Source organism: Actinomadura sp. 9N215 (genome assembly GCF_044326345.1).
GTDB lineage: Bacteria > Actinomycetota > Actinomycetes > Streptosporangiales > Streptosporangiaceae > Spirillospora.
Genome location: NZ_JBIRBA010000012.1, coordinates 91,111 through 109,620, shown reverse-complemented (window position 1 = coordinate 109,620; position 18,510 = coordinate 91,111). Strand labels below are relative to the sequence as shown.

Here is an 18,510-nt window from a genome sequence, read left to right as displayed (position 1 = left end):
CGATCAGCAACACACAGTTATCGCCCCGGCGAGGTCCGGCAGCAGGAGCGCCGGGGCAGCGTCGTCATGGAGCGCCGTCCAGGCCCTTGATGAACTTGATGAAGGCGTTCAGGGCCCGGGTGTGCTCGTCGCGGACGCCCTCCGGGCTGAAATGCATGACGTCGTTGCGGATCACGCGGACGCGGTCGAGCTTGTCGACGAAGACCTGATGGTCGATGTCCGCCCACCCGCAGCGCTGGAAGAGCGCCGTGTCCTCAAAGATCTTCTTGTAGTCGCCGAACATCAGGTCGTCGGCGCCGTCGGTCTTGTGCGGATAGCGGGCCTTCTTCCGCATCTCGTCCAGCGTGCAGATCTTCCGGACCAGCCGCCTCAGCCGCTGCTCGATCTCGCTGAGCAGCACGAACGGGTTAGCCAGGCCGACGAACTGCTCGGCGAGGTCGGCGAGCGTGACGATGCCGACCAGCTGCCGGTCCTCGTCCTCCACGAACGCGAATCCGCCGGCCCAGATCCGCGACGCCTGCTTGAGCAGATCGTCATCGCATTTCAGCACCTCGGGGAGCGGATCGAGTGCGGACCTGAGGTCGCTCCGGCCGCGCGCCTTCGCGAGACGAATGGAGTCCCAGGTGATGGCGCCGCGCAGCCGGTCGTCCTGGAGGACGGCGAGCTGGGAGAAGTCGTCGCTCAGCATCATGGTCTCGGCCTGCGCCAACGCATCGTCGATATGCACGGACGTGACGCCGCGGGTCGCGCTCGGCAGCTCCCGCACCCGCAGCGACACCCGGACGGGCGCCTCGTCGTCCGCCTCGGTCACGGTCGTCGGGTGCTCCGGTTCGGCGGTCTCCGGCGCCGGCACGAGTTCGACCGTCCGCCCGGCGTCCCCAAGGTCCGGGACGGTGGAGAGCCCGTGCGAGGCCAGGTCGGACGTGATCTCTTCGACCACGGCGTCGCTGCGGACGGCGTACCCCCAGTGACCGAGCAGTTCGCGGACGCCGATCTCCACCGGTGCGGACGCCTGGCAGCGCTTGACGGCGTCCTTCAGGAATTCCGACGCGGCGCCGATCACGCCGTCACGTCCCGTCCCATGGCGCGTTTGATCAGCTGGACCAGTTCTTGCATCCGGTTCCCGAAGAAGGCGTCGAACTCGGAGAAGCGCACGTACTCGGGCTGGACGAAATGGGAAATCAGCGCGTCGTCCAGCCAGTTGGGCCGGATGCCCGTCTCCCGCTCCAGCATCTCCAGGCCCATGCGGGGCGCGTTCTTCCCGAGCGTCTTGGCCGCGCGGCCGGAGAGCAGCGTCTTGTTCACCACGCTGTCGCGACGCTGTGCGTCGATTCCGTGCTTGTCGCACCAGGCGGCGGGGAAGATCCGGTGGATGTCGACGGTGCCGTCCGCGACCTGGTCGCCGGTGATCGGCTTGTCGGTGTAGTACCAGTCGATGCACTCCCCTTGGAGCAGCAGCGCGAAGACGCCCTTGTAGGCGGCGCTGTTGCGGCTGTTCATGGTGAGCAGCCGCTGCCGGACGAAGTTGGCCTCCTGGATCGACTCCGGCTCGCGGCCGCCGTCCAGCCATGGCACGACCTGCTCGACGTCCCGCGGGAATCGGCTGTCGGCCGTCCCGCCGTACTGCTCGCCGAACACCCCGCACCAGTACCACTTGGCGAGCTTCTCGCGCGCCTCCGGCTCATCGGTCGCGCGCCCGAGGACGGTCCGGATCGCGGCGAGCGGCGGGAGTTGCGTCCGGTAGGGCAGGTCTTCGGCGCGGAAGACGCATTGGTCGGTGAGGAACTCGCCCGCCCAGTGCAGCGCGTCGGCGATCTTCGGGGCCCACTCCAGGTAGTCCGCGAGCTCCAGGTCGAGCAGGTCGCGCCGCTTGCAACTGGTCGGCACGTTCCGCTTGTTGTAAGTGGACGCGAGGCACACGGCCTGGAGGAAGTCGGTGTTCTGGAGACCGCCCAGCACCGGATAGGCGGCGGTCAGCTCGTCCCGGGTGGCCTTCCAGTGGTCGGGCAGATGGAACTCGCCATGCTCCCCGGTGTACTCCTCGTCGCCCGCGAAGGTGGCCGTGAGCAGCTCGAACACCGTGAGCTGGACGCCCTTCGTGTTCACCTTCTCGAAGACCGTGCAGACGGCGTCGCGCGGCGTGTCCTTCTCCAGCCTGATGAGCGGCACGGAGTAGCCCTGCACCTTCTCCAGCACCGCCACGCGGAATTCGATCCAGGCCGCTCGCCGTTCCGGGTCGCCCTCGGTATAACCCCATTGCCATTGCTCGATCTGCGAGCTGTCGAAGACGTACCAGAGCGGGAAGTAGCCCTTCTCGTATTCGAGGCCGGTTGTGGACAGATCAAGCCCGGCCCGCCGGCCCAGCGGCTTTATGATCTTGTCTTCGGGAAGGGACCGGATCGCCGATTCCCGATCGGCCTTGGGGTCGATCGCCGTCTCGATGTGGATGTAGTACCAGAGGTTCTTCGGGTCGTCCCGCTGGTCGACCGTGTCCACCGGGCGTCCCGCCTTGAGCGCCTGGTAAAGCGCGGTCATGCGCTGCTGCCCGTCCAGCAGCAACTGCTCCGGCTTGACGCCGTCCGCGGGCTGAACTCCCTGCAAGGGACGGGTCTTGAACTTCCCCCCTGGCCCGCCCGTGGCGAGAGTCATGACGACACCCATCGGATAGTCCATCGTCACGGTCGCCAGGATGGAAATGATGTGCTCGTCGTCCCACTTCCACTCCCGTTGGAAATCGGGTAGCTGGATGTGGCCGGCGGCGACGTCGTCGAGCATTTTCCCCAGCGGACGGCTGTCCAGTGCCATAGCCCGAACGGTACCGAGTCAGAACGGGTCAGTGCAGACTTTTGGGGCGCTTCAAGCGCCCAGGCGGTCGTATGCTGTCCGGCACGGGGTCAGTGCCGGGACGTTGGTGAAGAGGTGGCGCGGGGTGTCCAACCGGTGGTGGGGGCCACGGTCCGACTTCACCTGGGAAGAGGAGGCCCTCCAGCACGTCCGGGCGCAGATGCCCGGGACGGAGCCGTACCGGGCGTGGCAGACGTTCTCGTTCGCGGCGCAGTCGGGGCACGTCCCGCAGGTGGACCTGCTGATCGCGACCCGCGCAGGGCTGTTCCTGGTGGAGATCAAGAGCCATCCGGGACGGGCCGTCAACAGCGGCAGCACGTGGATCTTCCACGGCGACGACCGCACCCGCTCCTTCGAGAACCCCCTGTTCGCCACCGACCTGAAGTGCAAGCAGCTCCGCCAGCAGCTCGAATGGGCCCGCGACCAGCTCCCCGGCATGCGGAACCTCCGCATCCCGTTCATCCGCCCCGCCGTGTTCCTGTCGGCGCCCGACCTGCGCTGCCTGTTCGACGACTCCCAGAAGCTGAACGCCTACGGACGCGACGGCCTGGAAACCGACACCGGCCTCCCCGGCATCTGGACGGGCCTGCTCGGCGGCCCGCCCCGCAGCCGCCGCGACATCGTCGAGCCCGCGCTGTCCAGGCAGCTCCACAAGCTCCTCACCAAGGTCGGGATCTCGGGGCTGCGCAAGCACCGCAAGATCGGCCCGTTCGAGCTGGCGCCGCAGTACTTCGACGCGGGCCCCACCTGGGAGGACTATCTCGCCGAGAACACGGCGCTCCCGGACGACCAGCCGCGCCGCATCCGCATCTACCTGTCGGAGCTGCGCGCCGACCGGGAGGAGCGGGAGTCGACGCGCCGCGCCGCCCGCCGCGAATACCTCGCGTTGCAGGGCATCTCCCATGAGGGGATCGTCCAGGCGGAGCAGTTCAGCGACGAGCACGAGGCGGGCCCGGCGGTCATCTTCCGGCACGGCGCCGGCTGGACGCGCCTCGACCATTTCATCGCCGAACGCGGCGCGGACGTCCCCATCGAGACACGCGTCGAGATGGTCAGGCAGCTCGCCGAGGCCCTCGACCACGCGCACCGGCGGCACCTGTTCCACCGGGCACTGGCGGCCCGCAGCGTCTACGTCGAAATGGACGGCCACTATCCGCGCCTCCGCATCTGCGACTGGCAGGTGTCGGCGCGCCCGAACTCGGGCTCATCAGGACGGCCCACCGCCCTGGCCGCCCGGAGCACCCTCTCCGGCTCAAGCGGCGGCCCGTCGCTCGCCGCGCATCTCGAAGCGGCGTCCGGCCCCTACCTCGCGCCCGAGTTCGGCAACGGCGACGCGCAGGGCACGCCGCTCGACATGTTCGGGCTGGGCGCGCTGACCTACCTGATCCTCACGGCGCAGCCTCCGGCCCGGGACCGGGCGTCCCTCCAGGCCCGCCTGTCGGATCGGCAGTCGCTCGTCCCGTCGGCCGTGTCGGACGCCGTCACCCCGACGATGGACGGCCTCGTCGGCGGCGCCACCGCCGTCCAACCGGTGGACCGGCACGAGACGGTCCGGGAGTTCCTCGACTGGCTGGAGCAGGTCGAGGAGGAGATCACCGCGCCGGACGAGTCGGACGAGCCCGACCTGCTGGAGGCGGTGAAGGGCACGGTCGTCCAGGGCTGGGAGGTCGTCCGGATCCTCGGCAAGGGCTCGACGGCGAAGGCGCTGCTGGTCGAGCGGGACGGCCACGAGCAGGTACTCAAAGTCGCGTTGAACGAGGCGAGCCGCGAACGCCTGGAGCACGAGGCCGCGCAGCTCAGCCGCCTCGGGGGCGGACACATCGTCCGCTGGATCAACGGCCCGATCAAGATCGGCGAGCGGCACGTGCTCGTCCTGGAGCAGGCGGGACGGCAGACGCTGTCGCAGTTCCTCCGCAGCCAGGGCCGGTTGACGATCGACGACCTGCAGAACCTCGGCACCCATCTGTTCCGAGCGGTCGCCTACCTGGAAGAGGAAGGCGTCTGGCACCGCGACATCAAGCCCGACAACCTGGCCATCAGGGAGCTGCCGAAGAAGGGACGCCGCCTGGTCCTGTTCGACTTCTCCCTCGCGAACGCCGCCGCCCGCGACACCGGCGTCGGCACGCCCCCGTACCTGGACCCGTTCCTCGGCACCGAACGCCGCCCCGAGTACGACGACGCGGCCGAACGGTACGCGATGGCGGTGACGCTCCACGAGATGGCCGGCACCGAGCTTCCGTCGTGGGGGGACGGCGTCGCCGCCCCGAACCTCCTGGACACCACCGAGGAGGTTCCCCAGCTCGCCGAGGACAGTTTCGACCCGCTGCTCCGCGAACGTCTCGTCGCGTTCTTCCGCAAGGCGCTGCACCGCGACGTCGCGCACCGCCACGCGTCGCTGCGCGAGATGGAGTTCGCCTGGCTGGACGTGTTCCAGGGCCTGGACGAGACCCTGCCCCCGACCACCCCGCGGACCGTCCACACCCAGTCGGACGACCCGAAGTCGGCTCGCGAGCAGGCCGCGACGGCGGTCACGGCGGACACCCCGCTCGTCGCCGCGGGCCTCACGTCCCGCGCGCTGTCCATCGCGTTGCAGCAGCTTGAGGTGTCGACGGTCGGGGAGCTGAGCAAGGTCCCTTCGGCGCGGATCCAGCGGTTGCGCGGCGTGGGCCTCGGACCGCGCAACGAGCTGGTGAAGCGGGCCCGCGAGTGGCGGCAGCAGCTCGCGATCGCCGAGAAGGCCGGGGACGCCGGGCGCCCCGCCGCCGCGGACCCGCGGACGCTGGGCCTGGACGAGGTCGCCGAGCAGCTAGTCCCCAAGGACGTGGGACGCAACGGCACCGAGATCCGCGTCATCCGGGCCGTCCTCGGGCTCCCGGACGACGGCGAGCCCGCGCCCGTCCCGCAGTGGTCGTCACAGGCCGCGGTCGCGAAGGAACTGGACCTCAGCCAGCCGCACGTCAACCGCCTGCTCGGCAACGCCCGCAACCGCTGGGCGAAGAGCGTCCCGGCCGTCACCGCGCTTCGGGCCACGCTGCTGGACGTCCTGCAAGCGCACGGCCGCGTGATGGAGGCCCACCGCCTCGCCGCCGCCCTCCTCGCCGAGCGCGGCTCCGAGCTGGACGACCCCGCCGCCCGCCGCGCCCTCGCCAGCGCGTGCCTCCGCGCCGCCGTCGAGACCGAAGAGCATCTGGACAATCCGCGCCTCGCCCGCCGCCGCGCCGGCGACCGCGTCCTGGTCGCCTCCGTCGCGGAGGACGACCCGTCCGCCCCCACCGAGGAGGAACTGCTCGACTACGCCGCCGAACTCGGGCGCCACGCCGACGGCATCGTCGACCTGCCCGACTCCGCGCCCCTCCCCGGAACGGCACAGGTGCTGGACGCGCTGAACAGCGTCCCGCGCCCCGAGGGCATGCCGCCCCTGTCGGACCTGGACCTGGTGTCGCTCGCCGCGGACGCGTCCCGCAACGCCGCGATGACCGCGAGGCTGGAGCTGTATCCGCGCGACCTCGCGCCGCGCAAGGCGCTCCAGCTCGCCCAGGCGGCCAGCTACCTGGGCCCGCCCGGCCTCCTGCCCCACCAGCTGCGCGACCGCGTCCTCGCCCGCTTCCCCGAGATCGCGCACCTCCCCGACCCGGACGAGCTCCGCACCGTCCTGCGCCGCGAGCTGAACATCACCGTCAACGTGACACCCGGCCCGGACGGCGAGAACCGCTACGTCGTGCCGAGCCGCACCATGCTCACCCCGCTGAGCGGGCGCGGCAGGCCCGGCCGCACGACGAGGCTCGCCACGGCGTCGCCGAGCGCGGAGACCTGGGCGCGACTCGCCGGAGCCGCCGAGGAGGGCGGTTTCCTCGCCGTCAAGGCATGGATGGACGAGTCGACGTCCGTCCTCGGCGTCCTGACCACCATGCCGGAAATCACCCCGGTCAACGTCGCCCGGACATTCCTCACCACACTCCGCGCCATCGTCACCGAACGCGGCAGGCCCCGCTGGGAGACGGTGCTCGCCGCGGACTCCCCCGACGCGTCCCCCACCGCCCGCGCGGGCTTCGAGAAGCTCGTCGCGGAAGTCTGGGACCGCATACAGGACGAAATACGGAACGCCCCCGGGACAGTGCTGCTCCACGACGCCACCCCGCTCGCCCGCTACAAGGGCGGCATGGAACTGCTGACCCGCCTCAAGCTAGCCGCGCTCACCCCGGACGAGGGACCGCACGGCCTGTGGGTGTTCTGCCCGATGCCCGACCCCAACGCGGAAGCCGCACTGGACCACACGGTCGTCCGCGCCATGGGTGAGAATGAGCAGCTCGCCGTCCCCGGCGGGTTCGCGTTGCAAGACACGAGGAGCGCTTCATGATCGACCCGGACGCCCTGCTCAACGACTTGAAACCGCGGGTCAGGGCGCTGGAGAACGATCTACGCGAACGCGCCGCAGAACCCGAATTCGCCGGACCGCTCCACCTGGAGTGGACCACGGCCGTCCGCCGCAACCGCACAGCCGCCCAGTACCCGTCCTGGCTTGAGGACCAGATCACCCAATCCGCCGTCGCCTGGGTGCTGAACACGGTGTTCCTGCGCTTCTGCGAGGACAACCACCTCATCGACGACGTGTTCCTCTCCGGCCGCGGCGAACGCTTGGACCTCGCCAGGGAACGGCAGCAGCTCTATTTCGAGCAGCCGGACAATGCCAGCAAGACCGACCGCGAATGGATCGAAGAGGGCCTCGCCACGATGGCCAAGGCGTCCCCGGTCGCCGCCCGGCTCTTCGAACGCGACCACAACCCCATGTGGCGGATCACGCCGTCCCTTGAGGGAGCGAAAGCCCTCATCGACTTCTGGCGCCACTCCCGCCCGGCCCAGCCGGAGGACGAGACGGACGCGGCGACCGTGCCCGTTCACGACTTCACCGACCCGTCCTGGAACACCCGCTTCCTCGGCAACCTCTACCAGGACCTCTCCGAGCACGCGAAGAAGAAATACGCCCTGCTCCAGACCCCCGAATTCGTCGAAGAGTTCATCCTCGGCCTCACCCTGGACGAGGCCCTCAACGAGTTCGGACTCGACCCCGAACCCCCGGAAGCCTGCCCCGAAGAACTCGCCCTCCCCCGCGGCCTCCGAGTCATCGACCCGACCTGCGGCTCCGGCCACTTCCTCCTCGGTGCCTTCCACCACATCCTCGAACGCTGGCAGGCCCAAGCCCCCGCCGCCGACAAATGGGACCTCGTCACCCGCACGCTCTACTCAGTACACGGCGTCGACAAGAACCCCTTCGCGGTCGCCATCGCCCGCTTCCGCCTCCTGATCGCCGCCATGCAAGCAGGCGACATCAAGCGCCTGAAGGACACCCCGGACTTCGCCCTCAACATCGCCGTCGGCGACTCCCTCATCCACGGCCGAGGCGGCCCCGAACTCGACCAGGGCCGCTGGGAATTCACCGAAAACGGCGAACTCGCCGAGCCCGAACCCGTCTTCACCTACGCGACGGAAGACGTCGGCGACTACATCAAGACCGTGGACCTGCTCGGCGTCGGCAGCTACCACGTCGTAGTCGGCAACCCGCCCTACATCACCGTCAAGGACAAGACGGAGAACAAAAACTACCGCTACTACAAGAGCTGCTCCGGCTCGTACGCGCTCTCCGTGCCCTTCGCCGAACGCTTCTTCCAACTCGCCATCCGAGCCGGACAGGACCGCCGAGGCGCAGGCTACGTCGGCCAGATCACCGCCAACTCCTTCATGAAGCGCGAGTTCGGCAAGAAGCTCATCGAGGAATTCTTCCCGACCATCAGGCTCACCCACGTCATCGACACTTCCGGCGCCTACATCCCCGGCCACGGCACCCCCACAGTCATCCTCATCGGCCGCCGCGCATATCCGCGTGCCGAGCCGATCCGCGCCGCTCTCGGGATTCGCGGGGAGCCCACACAGCCCGTTGACCCCGCCCTGGGTCATGTTTGGCGGGCGATCGTCGATACGATCAACCGCCCGGGCACTGATGATGAATGGGTAACTGTCACTGATTTGAGCCGGGAAGATCTTAGTAGGTACCCCTGGAGTCTGACCGGCGGTGGCGCCAGCCTCCTGAAGAAGAAACTCGAGAGCGCCTCCAGTGCAACCCTTCGTACAATTACAGACAGTGTAGGCTTCAATCTCGTGACCAGAGAGGATGACGCCTTTATCCTCGGCTCAGGACCCCTCTGGCGACTGGGCGTAAGCGAGGCTCACAGCCGGGTACTAACTGAAGGCCAGGCAGTTCGCGACTGGTCGTTTAACGGCGGCATCGAATCAATATTTCCATACAACCCAACTACCTTCAGAGCTGAAATAACGCACAACGAGTACAAGATTCTGTGGCCAAACCAGGCACCGCTAGGCGCCAGAAAGGCCCTCTCAGGAACTCAAGAAGAACAAGGTCTTGAGTGGTTTGAGTATTCAAGCTTCTCCGCCGACCGCAGTGGAGCCAAGCTTCTGATCTCTTTCCCCTTCGTGTCGACGCATCCTCATTTTTCACTTCGCAGAGATGATCGAGCCTTTATTCGCACCGCGCCTGTCATTAAGCTGAACGATCAGGCAACCGAAGAGTTGCATCTTGAGCTACTTGGCACTCTAAACAGCTCGACAGCATGCTTCTGGCTCAAGCAGGTCAGCCACAATAAAGGTGCCCAGGGAGTAAACGAAGGCTTCAAGTCACAAGAATGGGAGCGCTTCTACGAGTTCACCGCAACAAAACTCAAAGAATTCCCACTACCCGATGAAATGCCACTTTCCCTGTCTAGGGAACTAGATAGTCTAGCAGACGATGCCACGGACCGCGATCCGGCAATTGTTGTCATGTCGGAACTGCCCACCGCATGGAAACTCACACGAGCTAATTCAACCCAAGATTCCATCCGGCAGCAAATGATTGCACTCCAGGAAGAGTTGGACTGGAAGGTCTATCGGCTCTATGGGCTCCTGGCTGAGGAGGAGGCGGCGGAGCTGGTTGCTGAGCCGGGGGCGGTGCCTGGGGTGAAGCTGGGTGAGCGGGCGTTCGAGATTGTGCTGGCGCGGAAGATGGCGGCCGGTGAGGTCGAGACGCAGTGGTTTGCGCGGCATGGGTCTACGCCGATCACGGAGGTTCCGGGGCACTGGCCGGAGGAGTATCGGCGGGTGGTGGAGAAGCGGATCGAGACGATCGAGAAGCTTTCGCAGACCATTGGGCTGATCGAGCGGCCGGAGTACAAGCGGCGGTGGGCGTCGGAGCCTTGGGAGAAGAAGGAGAAGGACGCGCTTCGGGGGTGGTTGCTGGATCGGTGTGAGGATCGGGAGCTGTGGTTCGCTCCGGATGAGGCCGGTCAGGAGCGGCCGAGGATGGTGACGGTCGGGCGGTTGGCTGATCGGCTTCAGGACGATGCCGATTTTGTGTCGGTGGCTCGGTTGTATGCGGGTGAGGAGGTCGAGCTGATCGACGTGCTTACCGAGATTCTGGATGCGGAGCATGTGCCGTTCATTCCGGCGCTTCGGTACAAGGATGCTGGGTTGCGGAAGCGGGCGCAGTGGGAAGAGACCTGGCGGTTGCAGCGGGAAGAGGACGAGAACGAGGAGCGGCTCGACATCAAGGTTCCGCCGAAGTACACGAGTGCGGACTTCGTGAAGAACTCGTACTGGCGGAATCGGGGGAAGTTGGATGTGCCCAAGGAGAGGTTCATCTCGTATCCCGGGGCCAGTCCGGATGGGGACAAGACGTTGCTGCTCGGGTGGGCCGGGTGGGATCACGCTGAGCAGGCGCATGCGCTTGTGACGCTCATCGAGGAGCGGACTTCTCGGGATGGTTGGGAGCTTGAGCGGCTTATGCCGTTGCTGGCTGGGTTGGACGAAGTGTTGCCCTGGGTTAAGCAGTGGCACAGTGATGTTGACCCGGCGACTGGGTTGAGCCCGGCCGTCGCCTACGAGGGGTATCTCTCGCAGCAGGTGGAGCGGTACCCGGAGCTGTCTCGGGAGGAACTTGCCAAGTGGCGGCCTCCAAAGAAGGGCAAGAAAAAGTAGGCGGACGGCCAGGCTCATCGGCTCGTGATCTCCCGGAGGCGCTCGCGGAGGACGATGCCGTCGCTGGCCCTGATGAATATCTCGTCGCCCTTGACCGCCATCCAGATGGGGCGGCCGGGGTCGGCGATGATGCCGAAGGTGGGGAATTCCGCCCTCAGCTCGGCGAGGTAGGCGGCCGTGTCCTGCTGCCAGGTCCCGATGTCGGTGGGATTCAAGCGGGGGCTCCCAGGTAGCCCTTGATCATCACCAGGGCGTCGGTGATGCGCTCCGTCTCGGCGATGGGCTGCTGCCAGGACGTGAAGTACCAGTAGCGTCCGTCGTCGTCCTCGTGGGGGCGGCACGTGATCGTGTCGCCGGCGACTCCTCGGGCACCGCAGCAGGTCCGCGCGGTGGAGGTCGTGTTGCGGACGACCAAGCCTCCCGCCACCTGGTGGATCGTGAACCCGTGGGCCCTGAGGTGCATTCCCAGCATCTTCAGCCGGACGTACGACTCGACGGCCGACCCCTGCTCGCCCCGCTCCGGCTCCTGCTCCTTCTGTTGCTCCTGTTCATGCTCCGGGGTGCTCACCGCCGCCTCCTCATGGATTCGGCGAGGGCGATCCGCACGGACAGGCGCGTCTGCGCGTCGCAGAGGAGCCAGAGCTCGCCCTCATCCCGTGCCTGTACCTGGTCCAGGCACCCGTTGAGTAGTTGGTAATCGCTGAGCCAGCCGATGCGGCGTGCGGTAATTCCGTCGTCCATCTGCTCGCGGAACCATCCGGACATGAGGGGCATTCGTCCCACTCTCGTGGAATTGGTCGATATCATCCTCTTGTGCATCTCGGGAACCTCGTTGTGTGTCGTTGCGCCGAAAAGCTTGCATTCACACTCGCGGTCCGGGTTAAAGTGCGGTAGTGACCGTTCCACACTGACGGTCAATCTGAGCCAAGATCACGTTCACCACCCCCGTGGTTAACCCCTCCGGAGGCTCCAAATGGGCGACAATCGAGCACGCATCTTCTTCGGAAACGAGCTCCGCCGTATGCGTGACGGTGCTGGGCTCACGGGCAAGGAACTGGCGGATGCACTCGGATGCACGCCGCAATGGATCAGCACGATGGAGAGTGGCCGCAAGGTCTCCGAACAGAGCGCGCACGACCTCGACACGTACTTCAAGACGGACGGTCACTACCACCGCCTGTGGAAGCTCGCCAAGGAAATCGAGATCCAGTTCGTCCTCCCGCCCGGCTTCCCGGAGTACTTGGAGTACGAGAAGAAGGCATCGTCCTACCGTGTCTTCTGCGCACTGCTCGTCAACGGTCTCTTCCAGACCGAGGAGTACGCGGGAGCCGTCCTCACCAACACCGACGGAGCGAACGCAACAGAGTTCACAGCGAAGCGCATGGACAGGCAAGCCGTCCTGACCCGCGACAACCCGCCGCACGCCTGGCTTGTGTTGGACGAGTCAGTGCTACGACGAACAGTGGGAAGCCCCGACATCATGCGGGAGCAGCTCAATTACCTGCTCGCCGCCTCCGAGCGAATCAACACGATGATTCAAGTCATCCCCAACAACACCGGATACCACGCCGGACTCGGTGGGAGCTTCACCATCCTGAGTTTCGACGACGAAGCAGACCTCGCCTACACCGAGTCGGCTGGTGAAGGACTCCTGATCGAGAAACCTGCCAGAATCAGGCACAAGGTCGTAACCTGGGACCTGATCCGGGGCTATACGCTCCCTGTTGAGGAGTCAAGGGCCCTGATAAGGAAGGTGATGGAGGAGCTATGAATAACGTGCTCCGAACTAAGTGGCGTGCGAGCAGCCACAGCGGCCACAGCGGCGGCGACTGCGTTGAAGTAGCAGGTCTGTGGCGCAAGAGCAGCTACAGCGACCACAACGGCGGCGACTGCGTTGAAGTCGCGAACCTCTCTCCCTTGGTCGGGGTGCGGGACTCCAAGGATGCGGACGGGCCGAAGCTGACCTTCAGTGTTGCGGCCTGGTCGGCGTTCACTCGCGAGGTCAAGAACAGCGCTCACGACCTGGCCTGACGTCCCCCAACCAAAGCACCCCCCACGAGCCCTCGGCCGTCCAAGCATCAGGCCGGGGGCTCTTCCATGTCCGGACTACGGGACGGTGCCGCCCAGTTCTCCGTCCATCCCGGCCGGGACGGTCTGGACCTCGCGCGGCACCGTCCGCCACGTCCTTCCCACCGTGCGGGCCTGCTCCACCCACGCGTACGGGACGGTGTGCGCCGCCGCCGTCACGATCACTCGGTCGTACGGCGCGGCGTCCGGTGCCCCGAGTTCGCCGTCACCGGCGATGACCATTGCCCGGTCGCAGTATCCGGCCCGCACCAGCGACCGCCGCGCGCCCCCCGGCCAGCCACGCGTCGATTTTCCAGCGCGGCCATGCCTGGGCCGCAACTCAAGCGCCTCGATCATCCGCCGCATCAACCACGGCGCCGTAGAAGACGAGGTAGGGAATGATCCCCGATCTGGCCGCATCGGAATGACCCAAACCATACCTTCTGCGCTGGCAAGAATAAACGCCGCACGAGTCGACATGCTTAGTTATTGACCTAGCTTGTTTACCAAGTAACAATGATGGCGGTTCACCACTACGACGATGGGAGCGGCTGTGACGAGGCCGTGGGAGGCCGATCCGGCGGCGCGTTTCGCACGCCGGCTGGGCAAGTCCCCGCACGAGTTGGGCGACACCAACGAGGGCGCGACGTGTCCAGATTTGTGGGAGCTAACCAACGGGGACGTGGCGGCTATAGGCCGTGACCTCACCGAGGTGTACCGCGATCAGCTTCCGTCCGACGTCAGCGTCGGGCCGGACGAACGAATCGTCATCTTGCCGCGAAACATGGTGATCGCCGCGAAGTCGGACATTCCAGATGCTTGATCGGGTCCCATTCCTTCCCGCGGCATCGCTCGGCGCGACTGAGTACGTTGCCGAAGTCACGGCGCGTTCCGCCGAGATCGAGGACTTCTTCTGGAAGCTGGAACGCCGGCAGACCTTCCAAGAGCCAGGCGACGCCAGCTACCGAGCCTTCGCGCGCGGCGACTGGAGCGAGGCAGTGCGGATCAAAGATGAGGGACGCGACACCCTCCGCCAGCGGTTCGCAGAACAGGGTTTCGTGCTCCGCCGGATCCGGGTCGTCGAGTCCCCTGTCACGCCTTACCTTCAATGGGAAATACAGGCGTTGCGGGTCAGAGCCGAGGCGGGTGAGGAGATCCGCGTCTTGGACGCATCCGTGATCCGCGACCGTGAGGCCGACCGGCCGATGCCCGAGGTCATCATCCTCGGGACCAAGGTCCTCTACGAGGTGCTCTATGACGAGGCGGGGCTGCACAGCGGCGGCCGCCGGATCGCGAACCGGGCCGTCATCGACGCGTGCCGGGCCGAGATGGCCGCGCTCTGGGGCAAGGGCGAGGACATCACGTCCTACTTCGCCAGGGAGATAGCCCCGCTCCCTCCGCCACCCGCGCAACCCTGAGACGTGCCCCGAACGCGACTCGCCACAGGTGGCATCAGGCGCACCGGCCCCACCGTCCTGCTTATCCTTCTCATCGTGTTCGTAGTGGGACTGGCGGGCCTGTCTCCGGCCGCGCTCGACCTGTTCCGCGGTGACGCCAAGTCGTGGGAGCGACTGAGTTTCATCGGTCAGACCTATGGCGCGGCGTCGGCGTTGTTGTCGGCGTTCGCGCTCATCGGCATCGCCGCAACTCTCATCCTTCAGGCGCGCGACACCAAGGTGAGCCGTGAACAGGGCCGCCGGGCCCTGCACGTCGACCTGCTGAAAATGGCGTTGGAGAATCCGCTGTACCGGCGGGCCTGGGGATATCTCGACCCCGCCGACGACCCCGATATCGACCGTCAGAACCTCTACATCAACCTCATGCTCTCGGAGTGGCAGATGTCCTTCGAGCTCAAGATGCTGGACGAGCGCCACCTGCGCGTGCTCGCGAAGGGCCTGTTCCAAGGCGAAGGGGGAAGGCGATTCTGGATCGTTGCGCGGGAGCATCGAATCAGTACGTCCGCCACCCGGCGGGAGCGCCGCTTCCATCAGATCGTGGACGACGAATACCGCGCGGCGGAAGAGCAGGGCCCGCCCCGTCCGGACCCTGAACCACACCGCGATCCCGCGATCGTTCGCCATCGGGAACTTCTTGCGGGCATCATCCTGGGCGGCATCGGCGTCGTCATCGTCGGCCGCCTTCGCCGGATCGCGCCGCGAACACGCCGCCGCAACCGATAGGACGTTTAGGTTCAGCGCATCTGGGCCTCGATGCGGTGGCGGATTCGTGTCGCCGCGGGGTCGGTGAAGTCTGACAGTTCGTGCAGGGCGTCCGACCAGGAGCCGAGGGCCTCGTCGCGGCGGTCTCGCGCGGTCAGAGTGACGGCCAGGTTGTCCAGCGCGAGTGCCAGCGGCCAGCGGTTGTCGCCGTGGCCGCGGAGGATGTCGACGGCCCGGCGGTGGCACGTCTCGGACTCCTCCAGCAGGGCGAGGTCCCGGGCGGCCTCGCCGGCGCCGTCCCAGGCGAGGGCCTCCCGCACCCGGTCGCCGATCGGTCCCTGAAGTTCGATCGCCCGGCGGCAAGCCTGGAGAGCGCTGTCCGGGTCACCCGCCGCCCGCTGCGCTCTGGCCAGTTCCAGGAGCCAGTACCCCTCCCAGGTCGGATTGCCGTACCGCCGGGCGATCTCCACGGCCCGGCCCGCCGCGTCCAGCGCCCCCGGCACATCGGCGCGGCCCCGCCGCACCATGCTGAGCAGCCGAAGCGCGTTGCCCTCCCCGCCGCGCTCCGCACGCTCGCTGAACAGTGCTAGGGCGCGCCGGACCATCGGCTCCGCCCCATCGAGGTCGCCCAGCTCGACGCGGGCCTCTCCGACGTTGGCCGCGAGGACGGCCTCCCAGTGCGCGTCGTGCAGAGCGCGGTAGACGTCCATCCCGCGCTCGAACATCTCCAGCGCCTCCCGCAGGCGTCGGCTCCGCAGATGGACGAGGCCCAGGGCGTTCAGCGACAGCGCCTCTCCCTCCCGGTCACCGGACTCGCGGCGGATCAGGAGCGCGGCGGTGTGCGACTCCGCACCGCGCTCCAGTTCGTGCGACTGGGTGTAGGCCATGCCGAGGCTCTCCAGCAGTTCCGCCTCGCCCTGCCTGTCCCCGGCGCTGCGCGCGGCTTCCAGGCCGATCCGGCTGGTCGTCACCCAGTCCTCGAACGGATTGAACCGCATGTAGATGTTGCGCAGCACCACCGACAGCTTCCACGCGTGCTCGGGCAGCTCGTTGTCCGCCGCGTTCCGCGTCGCCGCGACCAGGTTGGCGCGCTCCCGCTCGTACCAGCGGACCGCGCCGTCGTAGGAGTCGAACTCCAGCGGCTCGACGCCCTCCTCCGCCCGTGGCAGGGAGACATTCCTCTCCTGCGGGTTGATCCAGGTCTGTGCCGCGTCGGCCGTGTAGATGTACCAGGTCAGCATCCGCCGCACCGCCCGGTTCCGGTCGTCCCCCCGGTCCTTCCGCCTGGATCTGTCCATCGCGTAACTCCGCAGCAACTCGTGGAACTGGAAGCGTCCTCCCGGCCCCGGTTCGATCAGATGGGCGCTGGTCAGCGCGTCCAGCGAGCGCCGCGCCTCGCGTCGCCCCGCCCCGGCGAGCGCCGCCGCCGCGCCCGCGCCGAACTCCGGTCCGGGATGCAGAGACAAGGCCCTGAACAAGGCCGCCGCCTCCGCCGGCAGGGCTCGGTACGACCACGTGAACACGGCCCGGATGGCGTCCGCGTCGTCCGCCTCGTCCGGCTCGTCCCCGCGTGCGGGCGGATCCAGCAGGCCGGACTCACTCCGCAGCTCCGCGATCAGCTCGCCGAGCGGTGTCCACGGACGGGCCACGACGCGCTCCGCGGCGACGCGGAGGGCCAGCGGGAGGCGGGCGCACACGTGCGCGAGCTCGGCGAACCGCGCCTGCTCGTCCAGGCGGGACGCGAGGCCGGCCTCGCGCAGCAGCGCGATCGCGTCCCGCTCCGGCAGGAGCCGCAGCGTGATCCGGCGGGCCCCGTCCCTGGCGACCAGGCCCGGCAGCGTCCCGCGACCGGTCGCGACGACCGCGCAGCCGGGAGCGCCGGGCAGCAGCGGCCGCACCTGCGCCGGGGTCGCCACGTTGTCCAGCACGATCAGCATCCGGCGCCCGGCGAGCAGCGACCGGTACAGCGCCGCGCCCTGGTCCACCTCACCGGGGATCGCCTGCCGGGCGACGCCGAGCGCGGTCAGGAAGCCTTCCAGGACGCGCAGCGGGGTGACCGGCTCCCCCGGGTCGTGCCCGCGAAGGTTCACGTACAGCTGGCCATCGGGGAAGCGGTCCTGCCGCGCGTGCGCCCAATGCACCACGAGCGACGTCTTGCCCACTCCGGCGGTGCCGACGACCAGCATGATCGGGTTTTGGTGGTCACCGTCGAGCCCCTGGTCGAGCAGGCGCAGCTCCGCTGATCTGTTGACGAAACCGTGCACGTCGCCCGGTAGCTGTCTGGGCAGTGGAGCGGCACGGGCTCGGTGGACATGAACGCCGCCGCTGATGTCCCGCGCCTGGACGACGTTCCCGACGGTGGCGGCGGACAACTCGGCGCGGGCGTCCTCCCCGGACATCGGTCACCCGGTGAGCGCGTTCCGGCGGGGTGGTGGCAGGTCGGCCACCCTGCGCCGGAAGAACGACTCCATGGTCTCGGCACCGCGGAACAGTTCGCTGGTCAGCTCCGTGGCGTCGGCGACCAGTTCGGGCGCCGAGAACCGGACGGCTCCGTCCAGCGCGCCGGACTCGTCGTAGCAGACCCGGTACAGCGTGGACGCGCCGAGCGTGACCAGCTCCGGGAGCGGCCCGGACCGCTCGTACCGCGCGACCGCCTCGGCGTCGGCCACCCGGATGTCCTCCCCGCACTCGGCCCGCAGCCTGAGCAGGTGCAGCTCCCACTGCAGGTAGGGCGTGAGCGGCTCCTGCACCACCCGCAGCCGGAAGAGGCGGATACGTTTCCGCGCGGCCTCCGCCATGGAATCTTCCAACCATTCTCGTTCGTCTTCCGCCAGCCGCAGAGCGGTGCTCCACTCACCGCGCGCGAAGGCGTCCCAGCTCGGGAAGCCTGGCTCGATGAAATGCTGGGAACGTTCGAGCTTCCAGGACGCCTCGCCCTCGATCGTCCATTGTCGCGCCCGGAAGTCACGGCGATATTCCTCGAGGGACAGCCGTTCTCCGAGTGAATCGTCGAGACGCGTGAGATCAGGCATCGGGGATGTCGTGTTTTGCGGCGATGAGGGTGCTGCGCGGGATGATCACGATCCGCTCGTCCGCTGCGACAGCGGCGTCCTCCGGAAGTCTGGGCAGGTAGGCGCGGGTGAGGTCCCTGCCGATCACCGCGACGTCGCCGTTGTCGAGTTCCCAGATATCCGGGCATCCGTCGCGTCCGTTGGTGTTTCCCAGCTCCTGCGCCGATTTCCCAAGACGCCGGCGGAACGACGCCGAGACATCGGCTTCCCATGATCGATTCATGACAGCCAATCCACAGACAGAGACATCGACGTAAAAAACCTATGCGGATACAGACTTGATGTCAAGGAACTTACATCAATACATTGTCGGTTGATGCCGCATCAAAGGACAACTGATCGGC

General features: G+C 67.4%; 16 protein-coding genes. 7 read left to right on the top strand and 9 right to left on the bottom strand.

Annotated features, from left to right (window positions below):
• Positions 1-64 precede the first annotated feature (64 nt).
• A complete protein-coding gene (locus tag ACH34T_RS21080; RefSeq protein ID WP_395993892.1) occupies positions 65-1,063 on the bottom strand; it encodes a CBS domain-containing protein in 999 nt (332 codons plus the stop codon).
• The gene (locus tag ACH34T_RS21075; protein WP_395993891.1) at positions 1,060-2,805 is read right to left on the bottom strand and encodes a DUF262 domain-containing protein; all 1,746 of its coding nucleotides are present in this window, start codon (positions 2,803-2,805) and stop codon (positions 1,060-1,062) included. The genes ACH34T_RS21080 and ACH34T_RS21075 overlap by 4 nt, the downstream gene beginning before the upstream one ends.
• A 124-nt stretch (positions 2,806-2,929) precedes the next feature.
• Here ACH34T_RS21075 and pglW point away from each other — a divergent pair, with 124 nt between their 5' ends.
• Complete coding sequence (pglW, locus tag ACH34T_RS21070) at positions 2,930-7,201, top strand: BREX system serine/threonine kinase PglW (RefSeq protein ID WP_395993890.1); 4,272 nt, start codon at positions 2,930-2,932, stop codon at positions 7,199-7,201.
• Entirely contained in the window at positions 7,198-10,869 is a 3,672-nt protein-coding gene (gene pglX / locus ACH34T_RS21065) for a BREX-2 system adenine-specific DNA-methyltransferase PglX (RefSeq protein ID WP_395993889.1), read from the top strand. The genes pglW and pglX overlap by 4 nt, the downstream gene beginning before the upstream one ends.
• Positions 10,870-10,883: 14 nt before the next feature.
• On the opposite strand, the gene ACH34T_RS21060 is transcribed toward pglX, so the two are convergent.
• The 3 genes from ACH34T_RS21060 to ACH34T_RS21050 are packed head-to-tail and all read right to left on the bottom strand — an operon-like array spanning position 10,884 to position 11,643.
• Positions 10,884-11,084 (bottom strand): hypothetical protein, encoded by a 201-nt coding sequence (locus tag ACH34T_RS21060; RefSeq protein ID WP_395993888.1) that lies wholly within the window; start codon positions 11,082-11,084, stop codon positions 10,884-10,886.
• Entirely contained in the window at positions 11,081-11,437 is a 357-nt protein-coding gene (locus ACH34T_RS21055) for a hypothetical protein (RefSeq protein ID WP_395993887.1), read from the bottom strand. The genes ACH34T_RS21060 and ACH34T_RS21055 overlap by 4 nt, the downstream gene beginning before the upstream one ends.
• Positions 11,434-11,643: a hypothetical protein gene (locus tag ACH34T_RS21050; RefSeq protein WP_395993886.1), complete on the bottom strand. Its 210-nt coding sequence runs from the start codon at positions 11,641-11,643 to the stop codon at positions 11,434-11,436. Before ACH34T_RS21050 ends, ACH34T_RS21055 begins: the two co-directional genes overlap by 4 nt.
• A 199-nt stretch (positions 11,644-11,842) precedes the next feature.
• Between ACH34T_RS21050 and ACH34T_RS21045 the strand changes: the two genes are divergently transcribed.
• On the top strand, positions 11,843-12,640 hold the full coding sequence (locus ACH34T_RS21045; RefSeq protein WP_395993885.1) for a helix-turn-helix domain-containing protein: 798 nt from the start codon (positions 11,843-11,845) through the stop codon (positions 12,638-12,640).
• On the top strand, positions 12,637-12,900 hold the full coding sequence (locus ACH34T_RS21040) for a DUF397 domain-containing protein (protein ID WP_395993884.1): 264 nt from the start codon (positions 12,637-12,639) through the stop codon (positions 12,898-12,900). Before ACH34T_RS21045 ends, ACH34T_RS21040 begins: the two co-directional genes overlap by 4 nt.
• A 75-nt stretch (positions 12,901-12,975) precedes the next feature.
• On the opposite strand, the gene ACH34T_RS21035 is transcribed toward ACH34T_RS21040, so the two are convergent.
• Positions 12,976-13,293 (bottom strand): hypothetical protein, encoded by a 318-nt coding sequence (locus ACH34T_RS21035; protein ID WP_395993883.1) that lies wholly within the window; start codon positions 13,291-13,293, stop codon positions 12,976-12,978.
• A 196-nt stretch (positions 13,294-13,489) separates the two neighbouring features.
• On the opposite strand from ACH34T_RS21035, the gene ACH34T_RS21030 reads away from it, so the two are divergent.
• The 3 genes from ACH34T_RS21030 (at position 13,490) to ACH34T_RS21020 (ending at position 15,116) form a co-directional block, all read left to right on the top strand.
• The gene (locus ACH34T_RS21030) at positions 13,490-13,759 is read left to right on the top strand and encodes a hypothetical protein (RefSeq protein WP_395993882.1); all 270 of its coding nucleotides are present in this window, start codon (positions 13,490-13,492) and stop codon (positions 13,757-13,759) included.
• Positions 13,752-14,354 (top strand): DUF6879 family protein, encoded by a 603-nt coding sequence (locus ACH34T_RS21025; RefSeq protein WP_395993881.1) that lies wholly within the window; start codon positions 13,752-13,754, stop codon positions 14,352-14,354. Before ACH34T_RS21030 ends, ACH34T_RS21025 begins: the two co-directional genes overlap by 8 nt.
• Before the next feature lie 75 nt (positions 14,355-14,429).
• The gene (locus tag ACH34T_RS21020; protein ID WP_395993880.1) at positions 14,430-15,116 is read left to right on the top strand and encodes a DUF6082 family protein; all 687 of its coding nucleotides are present in this window, start codon (positions 14,430-14,432) and stop codon (positions 15,114-15,116) included.
• A gap of 11 nt (positions 15,117-15,127) precedes the next feature.
• On the opposite strand, the gene ACH34T_RS21015 is transcribed toward ACH34T_RS21020, so the two are convergent.
• The 3 genes from ACH34T_RS21015 to ACH34T_RS21005 are packed head-to-tail and all read right to left on the bottom strand — an operon-like array spanning position 15,128 to position 18,389.
• Complete coding sequence (locus tag ACH34T_RS21015; protein ID WP_395993879.1) at positions 15,128-17,494, bottom strand: ATP-binding protein; 2,367 nt, start codon at positions 17,492-17,494, stop codon at positions 15,128-15,130.
• A 3-nt stretch (positions 17,495-17,497) separates the two neighbouring features.
• A complete protein-coding gene (locus ACH34T_RS21010; protein ID WP_395993878.1) occupies positions 17,498-18,127 on the bottom strand; it encodes a DUF6879 family protein in 630 nt (209 codons plus the stop codon).
• Complete coding sequence (locus tag ACH34T_RS21005) at positions 18,120-18,389, bottom strand: hypothetical protein (protein ID WP_395993877.1); 270 nt, start codon at positions 18,387-18,389, stop codon at positions 18,120-18,122. Before ACH34T_RS21005 ends, ACH34T_RS21010 begins: the two co-directional genes overlap by 8 nt.
• Between the last annotated feature and the right edge of the window lie 121 nt (positions 18,390-18,510).

Coding starts and splice junctions, on each gene's coding strand:
- pglX (WP_395993889.1), top strand. CDS start 7,198: ATGATCGACCCGGACGCCCTGCTCAACGACTTGAAACCGCGGGTCAGG.
- ACH34T_RS21075 (WP_395993891.1), bottom strand. CDS start 2,805: ATGGCACTGGACAGCCGTCCGCTGGGGAAAATGCTCGACGACGTCGCC.
- ACH34T_RS21025 (WP_395993881.1), top strand. CDS start 13,752: ATGCTTGATCGGGTCCCATTCCTTCCCGCGGCATCGCTCGGCGCGACT.
- ACH34T_RS21050 (WP_395993886.1), bottom strand. CDS start 11,643: ATGCCCCTCATGTCCGGATGGTTCCGCGAGCAGATGGACGACGGAATT.
- ACH34T_RS21005 (WP_395993877.1), bottom strand. CDS start 18,389: ATGAATCGATCATGGGAAGCCGATGTCTCGGCGTCGTTCCGCCGGCGT.
- ACH34T_RS21045 (WP_395993885.1), top strand. CDS start 11,843: ATGGGCGACAATCGAGCACGCATCTTCTTCGGAAACGAGCTCCGCCGT.
- ACH34T_RS21010 (WP_395993878.1), bottom strand. CDS start 18,127: ATGCCTGATCTCACGCGTCTCGACGATTCACTCGGAGAACGGCTGTCC.
- ACH34T_RS21015 (WP_395993879.1), bottom strand. CDS start 17,494: ATGTCCGGGGAGGACGCCCGCGCCGAGTTGTCCGCCGCCACCGTCGGG.
- ACH34T_RS21035 (WP_395993883.1), bottom strand. CDS start 13,293: ATGATCGAGGCGCTTGAGTTGCGGCCCAGGCATGGCCGCGCTGGAAAA.
- ACH34T_RS21040 (WP_395993884.1), top strand. CDS start 12,637: ATGAATAACGTGCTCCGAACTAAGTGGCGTGCGAGCAGCCACAGCGGC.